The following is a 20,053-nucleotide window of genomic DNA, read 5'->3' as shown; positions in this document are numbered from 1 at the left end:
TATTAATACATCGTTAAAAAAATAGCAAAATATGTAATGCAAAGAACACAATATAACTTGTTAACTGCGTACATTGAATAGAATTATTAATTGCAGATTATGGTAACACAGGAAGGGGTTATAATTATGAACAAATATAACGGAAAAAGCGTATTTAAAGGAATTGCAATAGGCAAGATCTCTGTATATAAAAAGGGTGAACAGCTTGTAAAGAGAACAAGAATAGAAGATACACAAGCTGAGATAAAGAGATATAAAGATGCTGTAAGCGAAGCTACAAGACAGTTACAAGATCTTTATGATAAAGCATTAAAAGAAGTTGGTGAAGCTAATGCGGCTATATTCGAGATACATCAGATGATGCTTGAAGATGATGGATATGAAGAATCAGTTGTTAATATAATCGAATCACAGAATATGAATGCAGAATATGCAGTTGCAACTACTGGAGATAATTTCTCACAGATGTTTGCGGCAATGGATGATGAATATATGAGAGGACGTGCAGCAGATGTCAAAGATATCTCGGAACGTCTTATTACAATTTTGTCAGGAAAAAGTCAGTCAGGTGTAAGTGCTGATGAACCGGTTATAGTAGTTGCGTTAGATCTTGCACCTTCAGAGACAGTTCAGATGGATAAAGAAAAAGTCCTTTCATTCGTAACTGTAGAAGGTTCTCTTAACTCACATACAGCAATTCTTGCAAGAACAATGAGCATACCATCACTTATTGGAACTAATATGCCACTTGATGATACAGTTGATGGCAAACTTGGTATAGTAGATGGAGAAAATGGCTGTATCTATGTAGATCCTGATGAAGAGACAATTAAGATAATGACTAAGAAGAAAGAAGAAGATGACAATAAGAAACTTCTTTTACAAAAATTAAAAGGAAAAGAAAATGTTACTCTTGATGGACAAAAAGTAAAACTTTATGCAAACATTGGTAATATAAAAGATCTTGCACTTGTATTACAAAATGATGCATCAGGAATTGGACTTTTTAGAAGTGAATTCATTTATCTTGATAAAGATGATTATCCAACAGAAGAGGAACAGTTTACAATATATAAAACAGTAGTAGAGACAATGGCTGGCAAACAAGTCATTATAAGAACACTTGATATAGGTGCGGATAAACAATGCGATTATTTTAATATGGATAAAGAAGCTAATCCGGCATTAGGATATAGAGCAATAAGAATATGTCTTACAAGACCAGAAGTATTCAAAACTCAGCTTAGAGCATTATTTAGAGCCAGTGCATTTGGTAATCTTGCAATAATGTATCCTATGATAACAAGTACATGGGAAGTTGAAGAGATAAAACGTATTGAGCAGGAAGTTAAGGATGAACTTACAAAAGAGAATATACCATTTGGCAATCCACAGTCTGGTATTATGATTGAGACACCTGCTGCTGTAATTATAAGCAGGGCACTTGCTAAGATGGTAGATTTCTTCAGTATAGGAACCAACGATCTGACTCAGTATACACTTGCAATAGACAGACAGAATCCAAAGCTTGACAAATTCTATGATGCACATCATCCGGCAATACTTGAGATGATAAGAATGGTAGTTGAAAATGCACATAAAGAAGGTATCTGGGCTGGTATATGTGGAGAGCTTGGTGCTGATACGGAACTTACAAGAGATTTTCTTGCAATGGGTGTTGATGAACTTTCAGTATCACCGGGAAGTGTACTTCCAATAAGAAAAATCATTGTGGAAACTGACGTTAAGGAGTATATTAAGAATAGTGGTGCAAAATAATATGCAAAATTAATAGATTAATAAAAAGAGATATATGCTGTCTGTGGGCTTATATATAGCCCACAGATTATTAGATAATGCACCTGCTAGAAGAGATTATCAGGAGGTGTGTATTATGCTCACTGAGCAGAGACATGATATAATATTACAATTATTAAAAGAAAAAGGAAGTATAACTGTTACAGAGATAAAAGAACGTCTTAATGTATCAGAATCAACAATAAGACGTGATCTTATGGTTCTTGACAGAGAGAATAAACTCGTAAAAGTATTTGGCGGGGCTGTTCTTGCAGAAGAGAACGTTATGACAACTGAACTTTCAGTTTCTCAAAAAGAGGATGTTAACACAGATGAAAAGCAGATAATAGCACAATATGCCGCAAAACTTATTAATGAAGATGATTTTGTATATATTGATGCCGGAACAACGACCGGATATATGATAGATTATATTACACAAAAGAATGCAACTTATGTTACTAATGCTGTCACACATGCGAGAAAACTTGCCGCAGCAGGTTTTCATGTGATAATAATCGGTGGTGAATTAAAAGGGACTACAGAAGCAGTTGTTGGAAGCCAGGCATTGATTAATATAAAAGATTATCATTTTACAAAAGGTTTTTTTGGAACTAATGGAATTAATAGAAAATGTGGATTTAGTACACCGGATAGTAATGAAGCAATGATTAAGAAGATCGCAATGGAACATTGTAACCATAGATATATTCTTGCTGACAAAGAGAAGTTTGGTAAAGTAACTTCTGTTGCGTTTGCAAGATTTGAAGATGCTATAATTATAACCAATTCTGTTCCAAAAGATACATTTGGTGATTGCGATAATATAATGGTTGCACATAGCAATATAGGTATATGATAATGCCAATAAAACATATATTTCTGTCAAAAATTTAAGCCGTTGTAATAAAAACTTAAGATGCGAACATGTATTTACGATGATATAATCAAGTTAACATAACGGGAGACATATATTAAGATGCAAATAGATATATGTATCTGTAAAAATATAGCTGGAGGCGGTTTGATATGACAATTAAGAGATGTACTATAATGTTATTAGGAATATCTGCAATAGCTACGCAGATTATTGCATGTGGGAATCCTGGTTCACAGGATAAGACAGATAATTCAATTATGCAGACCAAACAGAGCGATATAGAGAAGTCATCAGAAGATACTACAGATAAAAAAGGCGATTTAAAAGTATCAGATGAAGGTACTGAATCAGGTATGGATAAACAGGAAGCAGCAGATGATGTTGATATTAATGATATATATAAAGCCGCACTTTATGATTTTGCCAATAATCATACATTTCCTGATGGTAGTGACTGTGCTTATGATGAAAGTTTTGGCGAGATGAGTGATAATACATTTGCAATAAGCGATATTGATAATGATGGCAGTGCAGAATTAATTATTAATTACATAACAGCACCGGTGTCAGGACAGGTAATGAATGTATATGATTATAATGAAGATAATGGAAGTATAAGCCTTGAACTTATGGAAGTTCCACAGGCAGAGTTTTATAGCAATGGACTTGTAAAGGCGATGTGGTCGCATAATCAGGGGCTTGCAGGTGACAGCTTTTGGCCATATAATCTGTATAAGTATAATGAAGAACGAAAAGTGTATGAACTTGTAGCATCAGTTGATGCATGGAACTTAAGCTATGCAGCTAAAGACTTTAATGGCAATTCATTTCCAAAAGAAATTGATAAAGAGAATGCCGGTATAGTATATTATGTTACAGAGAATGGTGCAGAGAATATTATAAGCAAAACAGATTATGATAAGTGGTACAATTCATATTTTTCAGCAGTTGAATCAATTAATGTAAGCTATGTTAATCTGACAAAAGAGAATATTGAGAATGTAACGTCAAAGTGATGATATATAGAAATGTATAAGATGTTGACGAAATGAATTATAGGCATTATAATATATCCTATCAGATTAGTAGAGTAACATTTAGAGTAGCGGGTGTTAATCATCCGCTATTTTGTTGTGAGATAATTTAATTATGTGAAAAATAGCACTGGCTATTGCCTGGATGTTATAATATTATAAGGATTTATAAGGAGGAATGATTGTGTTAACACAATTTTCAAGAACGGAATTATTACTTGGAAAAGATGCAATGGCAAAGCTTGAGAATTCAAGGGTTGCTATATTTGGAGTAGGCGGAGTAGGTGGATATGTATGCGAAGCTTTGTGCAGAAGCGGAGTAGGAGCATTTGACTTAATAGATGATGATAAAGTATGCCTGACTAATTTAAACCGTCAGATAATAGCTACAAGAAAAACTGTTGGTAAATATAAAGCCGAAGTAATGCGTGACAGAATATTAGAGATTAATCCAAAAGCTGACGTAAGAATTCACAAGTGCTTTTTTTTACCTGAGAATGCAGATGAGTTTCCTTTTGATGAATATGATTATGTGGTTGATGCTGTTGATACTGTTACAGCAAAGATTGAACTTGTAATGAAAGCACAGGCTTATAATGTGCCAATAATAAGCAGCATGGGAGCAGGTAATAAGCTTGATGCAAGTATGTTTCAGGTAGCAGATATCTATAAGACAAAAGTATGCCCACTTGCCAAAGTAATGAGACGTGAACTTAAGAAGAGAGGCGTTAAAAAACTAAAAGTAGTATATTCAGAAGAAAAACCAACAAGACCAATCGAAGATATGTCAATTAGTTGTAGAACTAATTGTATATGTCCACCTGGTGCGGAACATAAATGTACAGAGAGAAGAGATATACCAGGCTCAGTAGCATTCGTTCCATCAGTAGCAGGACTTATTATCGCCGGAGAAGTTGTAAAAGATCTTGCCGAATTCAAATATAGAGATTAATTAGATTGATAATGATTAATTAGATTGATAATGATAGTATTATTATGTCAGATTAATTAAGGATAATAGAGAACCTATAATGGAGATGTTCTGTTATAGGTTATTTCTATATCTGATTAAAGAAAAAATAGATTAACACTTTTCCTAGTATTCTGATAGAATAAAGTTACTAAAAGGGTTGACCAATTAGATACATATATACATTAAGTATATATGGTTAGCGTAGATTGTCATGCTTTAATGATTATTGCAATTATATGTGTCATCATATTAATAGATATAACAAACTTAAATTAATGAATCTGATTGGACTGACATAAATCTAAGATATAGGATACGGAGGAATGTATATGGCAAGAAAAATAGAAACAAAATGCCTGCACCTCGAAGAAGAAGAGGGCAGTATCAATAATTACGGAGCAATAAGTTATCCAATATATCAGACAGCAACTTATGCACATGCAGGAGTTGGAAAGAGTACAGGATTTGATTATAGCAGATTACAAAACCCTACTAAGGAACACTTAGAGAAGATAGTAGCTTCACTCGAAAATGGAACAGATGCACTTGCACTTTCAAGTGGAATGGCAGCAATTACACTTTTGATGGAGATATTTAAACCGGGAGATCACTTGATAGTAGATTCAGATCTGTATGGTGGCAGTATAAGACTTTTTGATAATGTATCTAAGAAAAATGGATTAAAGTTCACAAGCATAGACTGTTACAAAGAAGATGTTGAATCATATATAACTGAAGATACAAAGGCAGTATATATAGAGACACCAACGAACCCTATGATGAATGTTACAGACATTGAAGAATTATCAAAGATAACTAAAAAACATGGAATATTACTTATAGTAGATAATACATTCTTATCACCATATTTTCAAAATCCACTCGATCTTGGAGCAGATGTTGTTCTTCATAGTGGAACAAAATTCCTTGGTGGACATAATGATACACTTGCAGGATTCATTGTAACTAACAAAGATGATATAAGCGAAAAACTAAGATTTTTAATAAAGACAACAGGTGCAGGACTTGCTCCATTTGACAGCTGGTTAATACTTAGAGGAATCAAGACACTTGGAATAAGAATGGAGAAAGCACAGGCTAATGCAATTAAGATTGCTGACTGGCTTGTAGAACAAGACGGTGTAACAGAAGTTATATATCCTGGATTAACATCACACCCTGGACATGAGATAATGAAAAAACAAAGCAGAGGCTTTGGTTCAATGTTAACATTCAAACTTGAGAGTAAAGAATTTGCACTTGCAATTCTTGAGAAGATTCGAATGATCAAATATGCAGAGAGCCTTGGCGGAGTTGAGACGCTTATAACATATCCTACAACACAGACACATGCAGATGTACCAAAAGAGATTAGAGAGAAGAATGGAATTACAGAGAATACACTTAGAATGTCTGTAGGAATTGAAGATGTAGATGATTTGATCGAAGAACTTGACAAAGTATTTAAAGAGATTGGAGAGGAACTTCATGGCAGAAAGAAATCTTGATTTTGATAAAGTAAATAATAGAAAAGACACTAATTGTCTTAAATATGATTTTGCTATCGAGCGTGGAATGCCACAAGATGTACTTCCACTTTGGGTAGCAGATATGGATTTTCAGACTTCATCATATATTCAGGATGCATTAATAGAAGAAGTTAATCATGGAATATTTGGTTATAGTGAAGTTAAAAAACCATATTTTGACAGTGTTGCCGGTTGGATGAAGCGACATTATGATTGGGATATAAGAGAAGAATGGCTTGTTAAGACACCGGGAATAGTATTTGCACTTGCAATGGCAGTTAGTGCATATACTAAGCCTAAAGATAGTATACTTATTAATCTTCCTGTATACTATCCTTTTAGAGAAGTTATAGAAGATAATGATAGAAAGCTTGTAAGCAGTGATTTATATAAAGGTGAAGATAACAGATATCATATTGACTATGAAGATTTTGAGAAGAAGATAGTAGAAGAAGACGTTAAGATGTTCTTCCTATGTAATCCACATAATCCTGTTGGACGAGTATGGACACGAGAAGAACTTGAGACGATTGGTGATATCTGTTTAAAACATAATGTAATTGTTGTAAGTGATGAGATTCATGCAGATTTTGTATTTAAAGGCAGACATCAGGTCTTTGCAGATATAAAAGAAGAATACAAAGATATCACAATAACATGTACTTCACCAAGTAAGACATTTAACCTTGCAGGACTTCAGATATCTAATCTGTTTATTCCTAATGAGAGCCTTAGAAAAACATTTAAGAAACAGCTTGACAGGGCAGGATATAGCCAGCTTGGTGTATTTGGGCTTGTTGCATGTAAAGCAGCCTATGATAATGGCGAAGAATGGTATAAAGCTATGAAAGAATATGTATGGAATAATATTCAGTTTGCTAAAGAATACATAGACAAGAATCTGCCTGGAGTTACAATGACAGACCACGAAGGCACATATCTTATATGGTTAGACTTTAATGGAACAGGTCTGACACCGGCAGAAGTGGAAGACTTGATAGTTAAGAAAGCAAAACTTTGGTTAGATAGTGGAAGAATATTTGGCAAGACCGGATATGGTTATCAGAGAATCAATACAGCTTGTACAAGACAAGTACTAACAGAAGCACTTGACAGAATAAGAGATGCGTTAAATAAAAATTATTGATGGAATCTGAAATAGTATAATAAAAGCTATTAATAGTAATATCAAAAAGGCATAATAATAGTGACTTATGTTTTAATTATTAGAATTTAAAGCATAAGTCACTTGTTTTGATTATATAGTTATGTAATTATATAATTATATATTTGATTTATCACATATCAAATCAAATACAAGTTTTTTATGTTTTACAAAATAATCATCATAAAGTTCAGACATCTCAAGCATTGATATTCCTGGAACAGATTCCTTAAGATTGAATATCTTGCCATTATCAAAAGAACAGCTTACGATATCATCATATACATAATAATCAGTATTAACAGCCATATAATTCTTACGATAGCCCTTAAGTGTCCATTTATCATTCTTCATAGAACCACCTTCTTCGATGCTTGTTCTTAGAAGCTTCATAAGTAAAGTTTCAAGAGTCATTGATACATGGACTCTTGTAAGCTGTGAAAAAGTAGAGATATCTGTATCTGTTACATAAGTATGATTAATCTCTGCTTCATAAGAATCCATATTGGCAATCTGGTCTAGTCTTGCTTTAAGATTCATAATAGCCATATTATAGAATATCTTACCATTCATACCATTAGTCTCTGGTATAGTTTCTTTAAGTGAACTTTCAAGTTTTTTAATAACAGACTCCCATTTTTTAGTATCACAGAACATAATGAACTCATCAATAGTACTTATATTATCAAAAAAATCAAATAATGCACCAAGAAGTTTGTTATAATCAGAAGCTCTTTTAAGATTTTCTTTTTCTTCAAATGTATCAATTGCCATATACATAAGGTATATCTCATCGGTACGGACTCTTGGAAGTAGTTCAACAGTTTCCTTGGTAAGGTTAAAAATACTGTCAGTAGTAGATATATTTAAGCTACTAAGTTCAGTAAGATCAATTTCATTAGCTAAGTCTATCATAAAAAAATCCTCCTTATATTTCGAATATTATAATATTAATAGTATGCCGAATTTAATGAAATCTAAAAAAAGTAATTAATATAACTTCAATAGTTCTTATCGGCACATATAATGGAATGAACTAATTGTTTGAAAATAAAAAATATTAAAATTTTTCAAATTATACTATCAATTAATAAAATTGTTCTTAAAAAACAGTACCTCTATTGAAATTGTGTGGGTATATGATAATATTAACTTAATTAAAACGAAGGGGTGGAAATATGCAGGAAAACGGTAAAGATAACATTCTTAAGAAAAAGAAGAAGCTTGGGGATGTTCTCGTTGAACAGGGTGTTATTACAAATGACCAGTTAATGGAAGCTCTTGCAAAACAAAAAGTAACAAAGAGCCGACTCGGTGCAACACTTATAGAGATGGGAATAATTACCGAATTAGAGATTGCTAAAGCATTGCAGCAGCAGTTTGGCTTTGAATTTGTATCATTGTCTGGAATTAAGATACCGGATGATGTAATCAATCTTATAACAGATACAGCAATTCTTAAAAAGAATACAATGATGCCATTCGAATTTGACCAGGGCGATATGAGTACCCTTAGAGTGGCTATGGCAGATCCTCTTGATATATTTGCAATAGATGACTTGTCAATTATAACTAATACACAGATTCAGCCGGTAATAGGAACAACAACAGATATTATGGCTGCAATCGACAGATACTATGGTAATAAAGATGCCCAGGCTGTTGCTGAACAGTATACAAGAGAACGTGAAAAACAGTATATTCAAAAGCAGCAGGAAGAAGAAGCTAATAATGAGGATGTTGAAAAATCACCAATTGTTATTCTGGTTAAGACTATTATTGAACAGGCGGCAAGACAAAGAGCGAGCGATATACATATAGAACCACTAGAGAACAGAGTAAGATTAAGATATAGAGTAGATGGAGTGCTGCATGAGATATCATCGTATGATAATAATCTTTTGCAGGCTATTGTTGCGAGAATTAAGATCGTTGGTGGTATGGATATCTCAGAGAAGAGAAAACCACAGGATGGACGTATAACTCAAGTGGTTGATAAGATAGAATATGATATCCGAGTATCTATTCTTCCTACAGTATATGGAGAGAAGATAGTTATGCGACTTACAGCTAAACATAATCTTACAAGAGATAAGAAATTACTTGGATTTAATGAAGAAGAATTAAAGAGATTTGATGCGATATTATCTAATCCACATGGTATTATCCTTGTAACAGGTCCAACAGGAAGTGGTAAGTCTACAACGCTTTATACTGCTCTTAGTGAACTTAACAGGGAAGATGTTAATATTATAACAGTAGAAGATCCAGTAGAAGCTAACATTGATGGTGTTAATCAGGTTCAGGTTAATACAAAAGCTGATCTGACGTTTGCATCTGCATTAAGATCAATATTAAGACAGGATCCGGATATTATCATGATTGGTGAGATTCGAGATGAAGAGACAGCAAGAATAGCTGTAACAGCATCAATTACAGGACATCTTGTTGTATCAACTTTACATACAAATAGTTCAATTAATACAATTACACGACTTGAAGATATGGGAATTGAGAGTTACCTTATTGCAGATTCAGTAGTTGGAATTATTGCACAGCGACTTGTAAGAAGACTGTGTACATGTAAGAAGATACGAGAAGCAACAGATAGTGAGAAGATAATTCTTGGTAAGAATACTTTTGAAAAAATTAATATTTTTGAGCCATGTGGCTGTGCAAAATGTAATGATACAGGGTATGCCGGACGTATAGGTGTTTATGAAATTTTAACAGTAAGTAATGCTATTAAAAATGCAATTAGTAATAAGAAGAATACGGACGATATACTTGATATAGCATTAAGTGAAGGAATGAGCACTCTTAGAATGAGTGCAACAAAGCTTGTTCTTGACGGTGTTACTTCAATTAATGAGATGAAGAGAATTACCTATGATAATGAATAAATAGGTAGAAAGGTGAAATATATATGATAAAGATAGAAGAACTTCTATTAAAAGCACAGGAAGCAAAAGCATCTGATCTTCATATCTCAGTTGGAATTCCACCAAAGATCAGAGTTAATGGTGAACTTATTCCATTAGATTATGAAGATATGACACCACAGGATACTAAAGAGATAATAGAACCTATATTATCAGACAAGATACTTGATACACTTGCCATGGAAGGTGAGGCCGATTTTTCGTATGCGATAAAAGGAATCGGACGTTTCAGAGTCAATGTCTTTAGACAAAGAGGCTCATACGCACTTGTTATCAGATTAGTAGCAACACAGATTCCACCGGCAGAGAAACTTGGAATACCACAGTCAGTAATAGAACTTACCAATAAAAAAAGAGGCCTTGTCCTTGTAACAGGTCCGACAGGAAGTGGTAAATCAACCACATTAGCATCTATGATCGACATAATTAATTCTACCAGAAATGAACACATTATAACTCTTGAAGACCCAATCGAGTATATTCACAAACATAAAAAAGCAATTGTAAATCAAAGAGAGATTGGAATTGATACCAACTCATATTCAAAAGCATTAAGAGCTGCATTACGAGAAGATCCGGATGTTATCTTAGTAGGTGAGATGCGAGATCTTGACACAATATCAATAGCTATAACAGCAGCAGAGACAGGACATCTTGTATTCTCAACATTACATACAACAGGTTCTGCGAATACAATAGAACGTATTATTGACGTATTCCCTTCAGAACAGCAGCAGCAGATACGAGTTCAGCTATCTAATGTACTTGAATCAGTAATATCACAGCTTCTTATACCTACAAGAGATGGCAAAGGACGAGTTGCAGCTTATGAGGTAATGCATGGAACACCTGCAATTAAGAACCTTATAAGAGAATCAAAGACACATCAGATTAATTCGATGATTCAGACAAGCAAAAAGCTTGGAATGCAGCTTATGGATGATGCTCTATATGAATTATATCTAACAGGCAAGATTGATGCTGAACAGGCACTTAATTTTGCACAGGATGATGTAACAATGGAGAGAAGATTATTCTAATTAAGATATATTAATAATTAAAGAAAGGAAGATAGAATTTGGCAGAGTTTTCATATGTAGCGATTGCAAATGACGGCAAAGAGAAAAAAGGCTCAATGGAAGCTATTGATGAAGCATTTGTAAGAGCAAAACTTAAGAATGAAGGCCTGATTCCAATAAAAGTTACAACGCAGAATATGTTAACAAAAGATATTAATATCTCTATTGGCAAAGGTGTAAAGCCAAGAGATCTTAGTATATTCTGCAGACAGTTTAACAGTATTCTTAATGCAGGTGTAACAGTAGTTGAAGCACTTGCAATGTTAGGGGACCAGACTGAGAACAAGATATTTAAAAAAGCAATAAACGAGACTAAAATAGCAGTTGAAAAAGGAGAGACTCTATCAGATGCAATGAGTGTTCATAAGAATGTATTTCCGGCACTTATGATTAATCTTGTTGAAGCTGGTGAATCATCAGGAAGTCTTGATACAGCATTTGGACGACTTGCAACACAATTTGAGAAACAGGCCAAGATAAAAGGTCTTGTAAAAAAAGCGATGATCTATCCGATTATTCTTGTTATAGTCGCGATAGTTGTTGTAATTATTATGTCAGTAGCAGTTATTCCAAAATTTGCCGATATGTTTAGTGACATGGGAAGTGAACTTCCGGCAATTACAAAATTTGTACTCGGAATAAGTGATTTTCTTATATACAAATGGTACTTACTCATAATTATAGTAGGTGCATTAGCAGGTGGATGCAAACTTTTTGCAGGAACAGACAAAGGCAAACACATATTTGGAACACTTAAGATCAAATTGCCTGTGTTTGGTAAACTGTCAGTTAAAAGTTCGAGTGCTTCGTTCTCAAGAACATTATGCACACTTGTAAGTTCAGGGTTATCTCTATCAGATGCTCTTGATATAACAGCAAGATCAATGGATAACATATTATTTAAAGAGGCCATTGACAATGCAAAATCTGAAGTTGAAAGAGGTGTTTCACTCTCTGAACCTATCAAAGATGCCAATCTTTTTCCACCTATGGTTCATCATATGTTAAAGATTGGTGAGGAAACTGGTAATATTGAAGGTATGCTTGAAAAAGTTGCTGAATATTACGAGGAAGAAGTTGAGATTACAACACAAAGTCTTACAGCAGCCATAGAACCACTTATAATCGTGGTTATGGGTGTCATAGTTGGTATACTTGTACTTGCTATTTATATGCCAATGATTAATATGTACAGTGGACTTGAGAATCTCTAATGTAACATCGTTTAATAATTCCTAAAGCTATGGGAGCGGCAGGTATATTTGTTAGAGAATGGATAACCTGGAAATGGGAATTGTTAATATATTCGTGCAAATCAGACTGTTTGCACAAAAGTAACAATTAAATATTTTATATTAAGGAGAAATTGAAAAATGAAACTAAGAAACAAGAAACTTAATAACAAAGGATTTTCACTTGTAGAACTTATCGTAGTAGTTCTTATCATCGCTATTATTGCTGTTGCACTTGCTCCACAGGTTATGAAGTGGGTTAGTAAATCAAAAGACAGTGTTGATTCAAACAACATTGCATCAATTAAATCTTCAGTTAACACAGCAATTGCAGCAGTAGGTGAATTACCATCAGCAGAGCTTACATTCTATGTAACAAAAGATGGTATCAGTGGTACAGAAGCTGATTTAGCAACATACAAAGATGAACTTGCTGAGATCTTCAATGGAGATTATTCAGAGCCATCTAAGGGTGGTGCTTTTAAAGTAACTGTATCTACAACTGGTTCCGTAACAGTTGAAACAGCTGATAGTGCAAGTGGAAGTGTTGTTATTAAAGCAAACTCATCAGAAAGCAAATAATTCCGTATGTTTTACCGCAGGGCAGTGTCGCCTGCCCTGTGGTATATAAAGAAAGGGCAGTATGTTAGAAACTATCTTATATGCGTTAGTATTTATATATGGAATAATAGTTGGAAGCTTTCTAAATGTCTGCATTTATCGTATTCCGTTAAAGGAAAGCGTAGTCACAACCCGCTCCCATTGCATGAGATGTGGCTATAAGTTAAAGTGGTATGATTTAGTTCCTGTATTTTCTTATGTATTCCTTCGAGGAAGATGCAGAAAATGCGGGGACAGAATATCACCACAATATCCTATTATTGAATTATTAAATGGAATATTATGGGTGCTTACATTTATATATACAGGCATTAATATTACATCGCTTATATATAGCCTTGTGATATCAGCCCTGATTGTATTGAGTGTTATAGATTTCCGTACATTTGAGATTCCTGTAAGCATTAATGTCTATATAGGAATTATGGCACTTGTTAACATTGCTACTGATTATGAACATATACTTACTTATATAATAGGAATGATAATTGTCAGTGGAGTACTCTATCTTATGTACTTTTTATCAAATGGACGTGCAATCGGTGGTGGAGATGTGAAATTAATGGCTGCTTGTGGGCTTTTACTTGGTTGGAAGCTTATAATAGTGGCTTTTATTTTTGGATGTCTGTATGCTTCAGTAATCCATATATTAAGAATGGTAATATCTAAAAAAGATCATATGCTTGCGATGGGACCTTATCTTAGCGCAGGTGTAATAACTGCAATGTGGTTTGGCAGTCATATCGTTAACTGGTATGTTACCTGTCTCTTCCCCGGCTAAAAGGCTGTTGTACAAAATTAATAATTCATATAAGCCGGGTGAGTTATTAGTTTTGTACAACAGATTTTTGCTGTTATGTATAAGAAATTTTAAGGAGGATTTGTATGAAAGTATCCAAAGTAGTCAGTATCGAGATTGGTAATATTGTTACCAGAATATGTGAAACTGATTATAAAAAGAAAAATCCCAAAGTATATAAATGCGCTACAATACCAACACCTGAAAATAGTGTTGAAGATGGATATGTCAGGGATAAGGATAAATTAGTAAGAGTATTAAAAGATAAGTTAAGTGACATGGGAATCAAGAATAAGAATGTTATATTTACGATTGATTCTAATAAGATACTTAGCAGAGAAGTTACAATTCCACTTGTAGCAGAGAATAAGATGCTTGAAGTTGTAACGGCACAGGCGAATGACTATTTTCCAATGGATGTATCTAATTATGTTGTGTCATATAATCTTTTATCAAAAGATACAGAAGCAAAAAAAGCTAAAGTAATAGTATTCGCAGCACCATCTAATCTTATTAAGACATATTTCAGCTTTGCAGAACTTGCAAGTTTTAATATAGTATCTCTTGATTATGCAGGTAATTCAGCATATCAGTGGCTTAAGAAGATATCCGGTGAGGAAACAGGCTTCTATATGATTGTTAATGAGAATACAACTCTTATAAGTATTATTAATAATGGAGTACTTGAACTTCAAAGAACAGTTAATTATGGTACTAATATAATGGTTGAAGCTCTTATGGAGACTGGCAATGAAGAATTCGTATCGCCGGAGAAGTGTATGGAAGCACTTAAGAAGCATAAGTATATTAAAGACAGCTTTATGGATACTTCTGATGATGAGGTTGTTAATGAAGTAACGAATTCTCTCAGATTATTTGTAAGTAATATTGCAAGAATTATTGAATATTATCATTCCAATTTCAAGAATTCACGCCTTACAAAAGTATATATAATAGGTCTTGGCTCAATAGTAAAAGGACTTGATACGATTCTTTCAAGAGAACTTACACTATCTGTGTTTAATTATACAAGTGTTCCGGGAATTACATTCCCAAAAGAGAATATAGATGATTATATCCCAGGTGATATGGTTGTCTGTGCTGCAGGTGCGATGAAACCACTTGGATTTATTCCGATAGACCAGATTGTAAGTAAAAAAGGCGTTGATAAGACTCTTATGTATGTAACAGGTTTTTTTGTTGCAATAGTAGGTTCGGTTATGTTAACAGTGCTACCAATGATTAAGTACAATCATGCAGTTGACAAGAAAAAGAAATACGAAAAGCGAATTGAAGAGTTAAGTTACATAGAACAGATATGTGCAGATTATATGAATTATAAGAATGTATATGCTGCACTTGATGACATGAATACACATACATTTAGCAATATCGAGAATATGAATGGAATAGTAAGTGAACTTGAGCGTAATATCCCTTCAGATACAATCATACATTCGCTTGTTGCGACTAATGAGTCTATGATACTTAATGCCACAGTTTCATCGAAAGAAGAAGCAGCCAAGCTTGTAAGCCAGGTTGAAGGCATAGAATATTTTTCAAAAGTAACTACATCAGGTTTTACTGATACTAAGAATGAAGATACAGGTTCTAATGAAGTAGTATTGTCACTTGTATGTTATTTTAAAACAACAGAAGATGAGACTTCTAAAGATGCAGATACTAAGAAGGATAGTGATGCTTCTAAAGATGCAGATACTAAGAAGGATAGTGATGCTTCTGATACTGAATCTAAGAGCGATACCACTAATAGTGATAAGTCACAAGATAATGATAAGACGAAAGGAGGCACTAACTAATGAATGCCAAGATATTGAATAATGAGCAGACCAAATTAATAGTTATTCTTCTTGCAGTTGTTATGTTGTTCTTTTCGTATCAGTTTGGATTCAGCAGATATAATGATAAGACTGCTGCCATTAATGAAGAAAATAAGACACTTAAAGAAAAGCAGGAAGAACTTCAGGGGCTTGTTGATAAACAGACAATCTATGAAGATGGAATAACCAAATATAGTAAACTCATAGAAGAATTTACAGACAGATATGGTGCAGGAATCTCAATTGATAAGATTATTATGTTTCTTGTATCTTTAGAAAAGGAATCTGATATGGAGATTAGTGCAGCATCACTTGGAACAGAGACTCTTATACTTAATGAGGAGAATATTCCATCTGATATATCAGAACAAGGTATTCTCTATGCATACTCTGTTCCTATATCGGTGACATATAAGACAACTTATGAAGGATACAAAAAATGCATGACATATATTAATGAATATAAAGAGCGAATTAATGTCACAGATCTTAATACAACTTATGATGCACAGACAGGTAATCTTACAGGAACAATGACTCTTTCAATGTATTATCTTACAGGAACTGATAAGCCATTTGAAAGACCGGACATATCAGATATTAATCTTGGAACAGGTAATATATTTGGAACTCTTGAGATAAATACAGCCAACTAAAGGAGATGCCGTTTTTATGAAAAAAGGTAGTATTAAAAATAATAATGACGGTTTTACTCTGATTGAGACAATCATAAGTATGTTAATACTTGCTATTATTGTAACACCACTTCTTAGAACATTCGTTGTATCGGCTGTTACTAATAATAAGACTAAGACTAAGCAGATAGCAGGCGAGATAGCGACAACTCTGATGGAAGGCATTAAGGCGTATGGCATAGAAGAAACAGCACTTGAACTTAATGAGATAAATACTTTTAGACTTATAGATTCATCTTATATTACAGATGACACACAGATGTATGAACTTAGCTATAATAATCTTACTAATATGTATAAGAGAATTGAGAATCAGAATCTTTTGTCAGTAGCTAAAGGTAGCGATGGAACATATAGTTTTAAGACGAATACAGACAGACAATATTATTATGCTATTAATAATGTAAAAAAGGATAATCGTACATTTGATATCATTGCTAAGTTTGATGCAACAGAATATACAGGTAATACAGAGTCAGGTGGAGATGTTAAACAGAATAATTATAATATGCCTGAACTGTCTGAATTAAATAGTGCTACAACAGCAATACTTACGCCAGCTTCTTATGATGAGCGAGCCAGTGATTATTATTATGAACTATATAAGAATTATGAATTTGACAAATGGGTAAAAGCATGCGAGATTGCAGCAGCAGCTAATACTCCCGCACCGGAATATGTTCTATCAAAGACAGAAGATGATATTAAGAACAGAATAAGCCGTACACATGATGTTATACTTACAAAAGAAGCAGATAATAGAGTTAAAGTTACTTGTAATATTGTATATACGTTTGATAATACAGGTGGAATTATCTGTGCTGTGGGTGATGCTAATGAGAGTACTCTTACAGTGAGAGAATATAAGAATGCAGCCACAGAGAAGACTTATGACGCTCTTGAGAATGTATATCTTTTTTTTAACCAGTATAATACAACAGATTATAAAAAAGATATTATAAGAGTTAATAATGGTACAAGTATTAATTCATCAGTAGCAGCTAACCTGTTTATAGCTGTTCAGGATAGTAATTATGTAACACCGGTTAATATAGCACTTGATGTGTCACAGGCTTGTGCCAATAAGCTTAATATTTTTTCAAACAAACAGGTTCTTAATAGCACAGGGAGAGTATATACAGGAAGCGAATATAATGATTCATTGTATACAAGAAGTGATGCGACAGACAGACTTTACGATGTGACTATATATGTATATGAGAGTGAAGCGAATAACAGATATGTTAAATTGTATACTTCAATGACTTCATCGATAGGAGAATAGAATATGAAAAGACCTAAGAGTAGAAAAAAACTTAATAATGCAGGTTCATCATTAATTATAGTAATTATCTGTTCAATGTTTGTAAGTATTCTTGGGATGCTTATGCTAAGCCTTACTAAGATGAATTTTGATATGAAGAATACATCAATTAAGTCTAAAGATAATTTTTATACAGCAGAGAATGCACTTGATGAATTAAAAAATGGAATATATGAGAATGCTTCAGAGACTATGGCAGATGTATATGAGAAGATGCTTACTACATATACATCTACAGATAGTAATAAACGTATTAAGAATATGAAAACTGATTTTGTAAAAACATTCTACAGCGAATATACTTCAGATGATTCTAATAATGAACATCTTATGTCAGAAGATGAACTTAATCAGCTTTACAGTTATTTTGTTAATATAAAAGTCAGAAAAGATAATGGATATGGTGTAGAGATTGCATTATCACCGGTTGTTGCGTTTGATTATGATAAATATATTGTAACTTTCAAAGGCATATCACTTAGTTATCTTGATGAAAAAGGCTATGAGAGCAGAATAACAACGGATATTACTGTTGAATGTAATTATCCGGACAGACAGGTAACTTATGGCGATGGAGAATTGTATTATAGTGATTTTGCAATTATTAATGACGGAACATTAGATGCTAATCTTACAAGTGCCAATGTTAATGGCAATGTATATTCAGGAAGTGGAATAGTTGTATCAGGACTTGGCAATTCGCTTAATATTAATGCAGCTAAGATTATTACAAGAGAAGATATTACAGTTGAGAATAAAGGCCATTTTAGAGCAGATTTTCTTCAGACACTTGGTAATACATGTTCTATATGGGCTGATAATATTCTTACTAAGTCTGATAGTGGTTATACAACACCATCTGATTATATATCTGTTAATGCCGACTGTTATGTGAAAGATGATCTTACACTCTCTGCAAAAGGTGGTAATGTTAAGATAAGTGGTAATTATTATGGATATAGCAGTGGTAATTCGTCACCTGCTAATATAGATGGTGATGCGATGACAAGCAGTGCCATTAATGTTAATGCACAGTTTGCAACACTTGATTTGTCTGATTTATCAACACTTTATGTAGCTGGTAAATCATATCTTAATGTTCCAGACAGATATGGAAGTACTGTTAAGAGTGAGAGTAATGTATCTGTGCTTATGGGTGAGTCAGTGACTTTTAAAGGTAATCAGGTTGCATATCTTCTTCCTAATGAATGTATAAGCGGGCTTTTACATAATCCTGTAACAGCAGATGAATATCAAAAGATTATGGATGGTGAATATACAATTGATATTACTATGTCAGGAAAAAATGGTGGAATTGTATTAGAGAATTATCTTAATCCGGCTACACCTTATGTCAGCGTTCCTGTAAGGTATGTTGGAACAAAAGGTGTAGAAGGAGGTATGTTCTATATCTATATGAAGTTTCAAAATGCTGATAAGGCAGCAGCTTATTATAAAGAATATTATAACAGGTATGGTATAGATCTTAACCAGAGAACAGCAGGCAATAATACAGGTAATGTTATTCTTAATGAGAGTATTGTGTCAACAGGTAATGCACTTATGTATAATGACGGAGCATTATCACTTGTAGGTGCTAACCTTTCTCAGAATGATTCTTCTGTAGAAGCGTCAGAGATTAATTATGGTGCATCTTATGATGGTCTTATTAAAAAACTCAGAACAGATTATGTATCAGATGATAATAATGATCTTACAGATAATCTTATATGGTTTGAAGATAATACAGATGCCGGTGAGCATGGTGTTATATATGACAGCAGTATAAGAGGCGGATATGCATATAGCATTACAGAGAATGCTAATAATCCATATTATGTATGTATTACTGATAGAGACGTGAATGTTGATACTATTCATAATAATGGATTAATTATAACAACAGGTAATGTTAATGTTAATGCTTCATTTACAGGACTTATAATTGCAAAAGGCAACGTCAGACTGTCTGGTAATGCAACTGTTAAGTATTCTGATAAGATAATTGACCTTATACAATCTGACAGTAACATATATAAGTATTTTAAAGACTATGTTAGTGAAGATAGCCAAGATACGGTGGCTGACAGTGATAAGATGATAGATGTGTATTATGAAAACTGGTATAAGGATTAAAGGGGA

General features: G+C 33.4%; 16 protein-coding genes. 15 read left to right on the top strand and 1 reads right to left on the bottom strand.

Annotated features, from left to right (window positions below; all coding sequences use genetic code 11):
* Positions 1-126 precede the first annotated feature (126 nt).
* The 6 genes from ptsP (at position 127) to KQI85_RS08190 (ending at position 7,360) form a co-directional block, all read left to right on the top strand.
* A complete protein-coding gene (gene ptsP, locus KQI85_RS08215; protein WP_216575611.1) occupies positions 127-1,779 on the top strand; it encodes a phosphoenolpyruvate--protein phosphotransferase in 1,653 nt (550 codons plus the stop codon).
* Positions 1,780-1,894: 115 nt separating this feature from the next.
* Positions 1,895-2,656, top strand: coding sequence for a DeoR/GlpR family DNA-binding transcription regulator (locus KQI85_RS08210; RefSeq protein ID WP_216575610.1), 762 nt, complete (start codon positions 1,895-1,897; stop codon positions 2,654-2,656).
* A 170-nt stretch (positions 2,657-2,826) separates the two neighbouring features.
* Positions 2,827-3,693, top strand: a complete 867-nt coding sequence (locus KQI85_RS08205) for a hypothetical protein (protein ID WP_216575609.1) — start codon at positions 2,827-2,829, stop codon at positions 3,691-3,693.
* A 202-nt stretch (positions 3,694-3,895) separates the two neighbouring features.
* Positions 3,896-4,663, top strand: a complete 768-nt coding sequence (locus KQI85_RS08200) for a ThiF family adenylyltransferase (RefSeq protein WP_216575608.1) — start codon at positions 3,896-3,898, stop codon at positions 4,661-4,663.
* 350 nt (positions 4,664-5,013) lie between these two features.
* Positions 5,014-6,192, top strand: coding sequence for a PLP-dependent aspartate aminotransferase family protein (locus KQI85_RS08195; RefSeq protein WP_216575607.1), 1,179 nt, complete (start codon positions 5,014-5,016; stop codon positions 6,190-6,192).
* Positions 6,173-7,360, top strand: a complete 1,188-nt coding sequence (locus KQI85_RS08190) for a MalY/PatB family protein (RefSeq protein ID WP_216575606.1) — start codon at positions 6,173-6,175, stop codon at positions 7,358-7,360. The genes KQI85_RS08195 and KQI85_RS08190 overlap by 20 nt, the downstream gene beginning before the upstream one ends.
* Positions 7,361-7,495: 135 nt before the next feature.
* Here KQI85_RS08190 and KQI85_RS08185 read toward each other — a convergent pair whose 3' ends face one another.
* Entirely contained in the window at positions 7,496-8,293 is a 798-nt protein-coding gene (locus tag KQI85_RS08185; protein ID WP_216575605.1) for a hypothetical protein, read from the bottom strand.
* Between the two features lie 263 nt (positions 8,294-8,556).
* Here KQI85_RS08185 and KQI85_RS08180 point away from each other — a divergent pair, with 263 nt between their 5' ends.
* The 9 genes from KQI85_RS08180 to KQI85_RS08140 all read left to right on the top strand — a co-directional run bounded on the left by KQI85_RS08180 (position 8,557) and on the right by KQI85_RS08140 (position 20,047).
* On the top strand, positions 8,557-10,281 hold the full coding sequence (locus KQI85_RS08180) for a GspE/PulE family protein (protein ID WP_216575604.1): 1,725 nt from the start codon (positions 8,557-8,559) through the stop codon (positions 10,279-10,281).
* A gap of 23 nt (positions 10,282-10,304) precedes the next feature.
* Positions 10,305-11,360, top strand: coding sequence for a type IV pilus twitching motility protein PilT (locus KQI85_RS08175; RefSeq protein WP_216575603.1), 1,056 nt, complete (start codon positions 10,305-10,307; stop codon positions 11,358-11,360).
* A 38-nt stretch (positions 11,361-11,398) separates the two neighbouring features.
* A complete protein-coding gene (locus KQI85_RS08170) occupies positions 11,399-12,613 on the top strand; it encodes a type II secretion system F family protein (RefSeq protein WP_216575602.1) in 1,215 nt (404 codons plus the stop codon).
* A 159-nt stretch (positions 12,614-12,772) separates the two neighbouring features.
* Positions 12,773-13,213 carry a prepilin-type N-terminal cleavage/methylation domain-containing protein gene (locus KQI85_RS08165; RefSeq protein ID WP_216575601.1) on the top strand — a complete coding sequence of 147 codons (441 nt, stop codon included), beginning with the start codon at positions 12,773-12,775 and terminating at the stop codon, positions 13,211-13,213.
* Between the two features lie 61 nt (positions 13,214-13,274).
* Positions 13,275-14,033 (top strand): A24 family peptidase, encoded by a 759-nt coding sequence (locus KQI85_RS08160; protein ID WP_216575600.1) that lies wholly within the window; start codon positions 13,275-13,277, stop codon positions 14,031-14,033.
* 104 nt (positions 14,034-14,137) lie between these two features.
* Complete coding sequence (gene pilM / locus KQI85_RS08155) at positions 14,138-15,871, top strand: pilus assembly protein PilM (RefSeq protein ID WP_216575599.1); 1,734 nt, start codon at positions 14,138-14,140, stop codon at positions 15,869-15,871.
* Positions 15,871-16,548 carry a hypothetical protein gene (locus KQI85_RS08150; protein WP_216575598.1) on the top strand — a complete coding sequence of 226 codons (678 nt, stop codon included), beginning with the start codon at positions 15,871-15,873 and terminating at the stop codon, positions 16,546-16,548. Before pilM ends, KQI85_RS08150 begins: the two co-directional genes overlap by 1 nt.
* A 16-nt stretch (positions 16,549-16,564) precedes the next feature.
* Complete coding sequence (locus KQI85_RS08145; RefSeq protein WP_216575597.1) at positions 16,565-17,872, top strand: prepilin-type N-terminal cleavage/methylation domain-containing protein; 1,308 nt, start codon at positions 16,565-16,567, stop codon at positions 17,870-17,872.
* Between the two features lie 3 nt (positions 17,873-17,875).
* Positions 17,876-20,047, top strand: a complete 2,172-nt coding sequence (locus KQI85_RS08140; protein ID WP_216575596.1) for a hypothetical protein — start codon at positions 17,876-17,878, stop codon at positions 20,045-20,047.
* The last annotated feature ends 6 nt before the right edge of the window (positions 20,048-20,053 follow it).

It is taken from the genome of Falcatimonas sp. MSJ-15 (genome assembly GCF_018918265.1).
Taxonomy (GTDB): domain Bacteria; phylum Bacillota; class Clostridia; order Lachnospirales; family Lachnospiraceae; genus Falcatimonas.
This window is presented reverse-complemented; position numbering and strand designations above follow the sequence as displayed.

Bases quoted from the DNA above. Each gene is read 5' to 3' on its own strand.
- ptsP (WP_216575611.1), top strand. From the start codon at position 127: ATGAACAAATATAACGGAAAAAGCGTATTTAAAGGAATTGCAATAGGC.
- KQI85_RS08210 (WP_216575610.1), top strand. From the start codon at position 1,895: ATGCTCACTGAGCAGAGACATGATATAATATTACAATTATTAAAAGAA.
- KQI85_RS08205 (WP_216575609.1), top strand. From the start codon at position 2,827: ATGACAATTAAGAGATGTACTATAATGTTATTAGGAATATCTGCAATA.
- KQI85_RS08195 (WP_216575607.1), top strand. From the start codon at position 5,014: ATGGCAAGAAAAATAGAAACAAAATGCCTGCACCTCGAAGAAGAAGAG.
- KQI85_RS08190 (WP_216575606.1), top strand. From the start codon at position 6,173: ATGGCAGAAAGAAATCTTGATTTTGATAAAGTAAATAATAGAAAAGAC.
- KQI85_RS08185 (WP_216575605.1), bottom strand. From the start codon at position 8,293: ATGATAGACTTAGCTAATGAAATTGATCTTACTGAACTTAGTAGCTTA.
- KQI85_RS08180 (WP_216575604.1), top strand. From the start codon at position 8,557: ATGCAGGAAAACGGTAAAGATAACATTCTTAAGAAAAAGAAGAAGCTT.
- KQI85_RS08175 (WP_216575603.1), top strand. From the start codon at position 10,305: ATGATAAAGATAGAAGAACTTCTATTAAAAGCACAGGAAGCAAAAGCA.
- KQI85_RS08165 (WP_216575601.1), top strand. From the start codon at position 12,773: ATGAAACTAAGAAACAAGAAACTTAATAACAAAGGATTTTCACTTGTA.
- KQI85_RS08160 (WP_216575600.1), top strand. From the start codon at position 13,275: ATGTTAGAAACTATCTTATATGCGTTAGTATTTATATATGGAATAATA.
- pilM (WP_216575599.1), top strand. From the start codon at position 14,138: ATGAAAGTATCCAAAGTAGTCAGTATCGAGATTGGTAATATTGTTACC.
- KQI85_RS08150 (WP_216575598.1), top strand. From the start codon at position 15,871: ATGAATGCCAAGATATTGAATAATGAGCAGACCAAATTAATAGTTATT.
- KQI85_RS08145 (WP_216575597.1), top strand. From the start codon at position 16,565: ATGAAAAAAGGTAGTATTAAAAATAATAATGACGGTTTTACTCTGATT.
- KQI85_RS08140 (WP_216575596.1), top strand. From the start codon at position 17,876: ATGAAAAGACCTAAGAGTAGAAAAAAACTTAATAATGCAGGTTCATCA.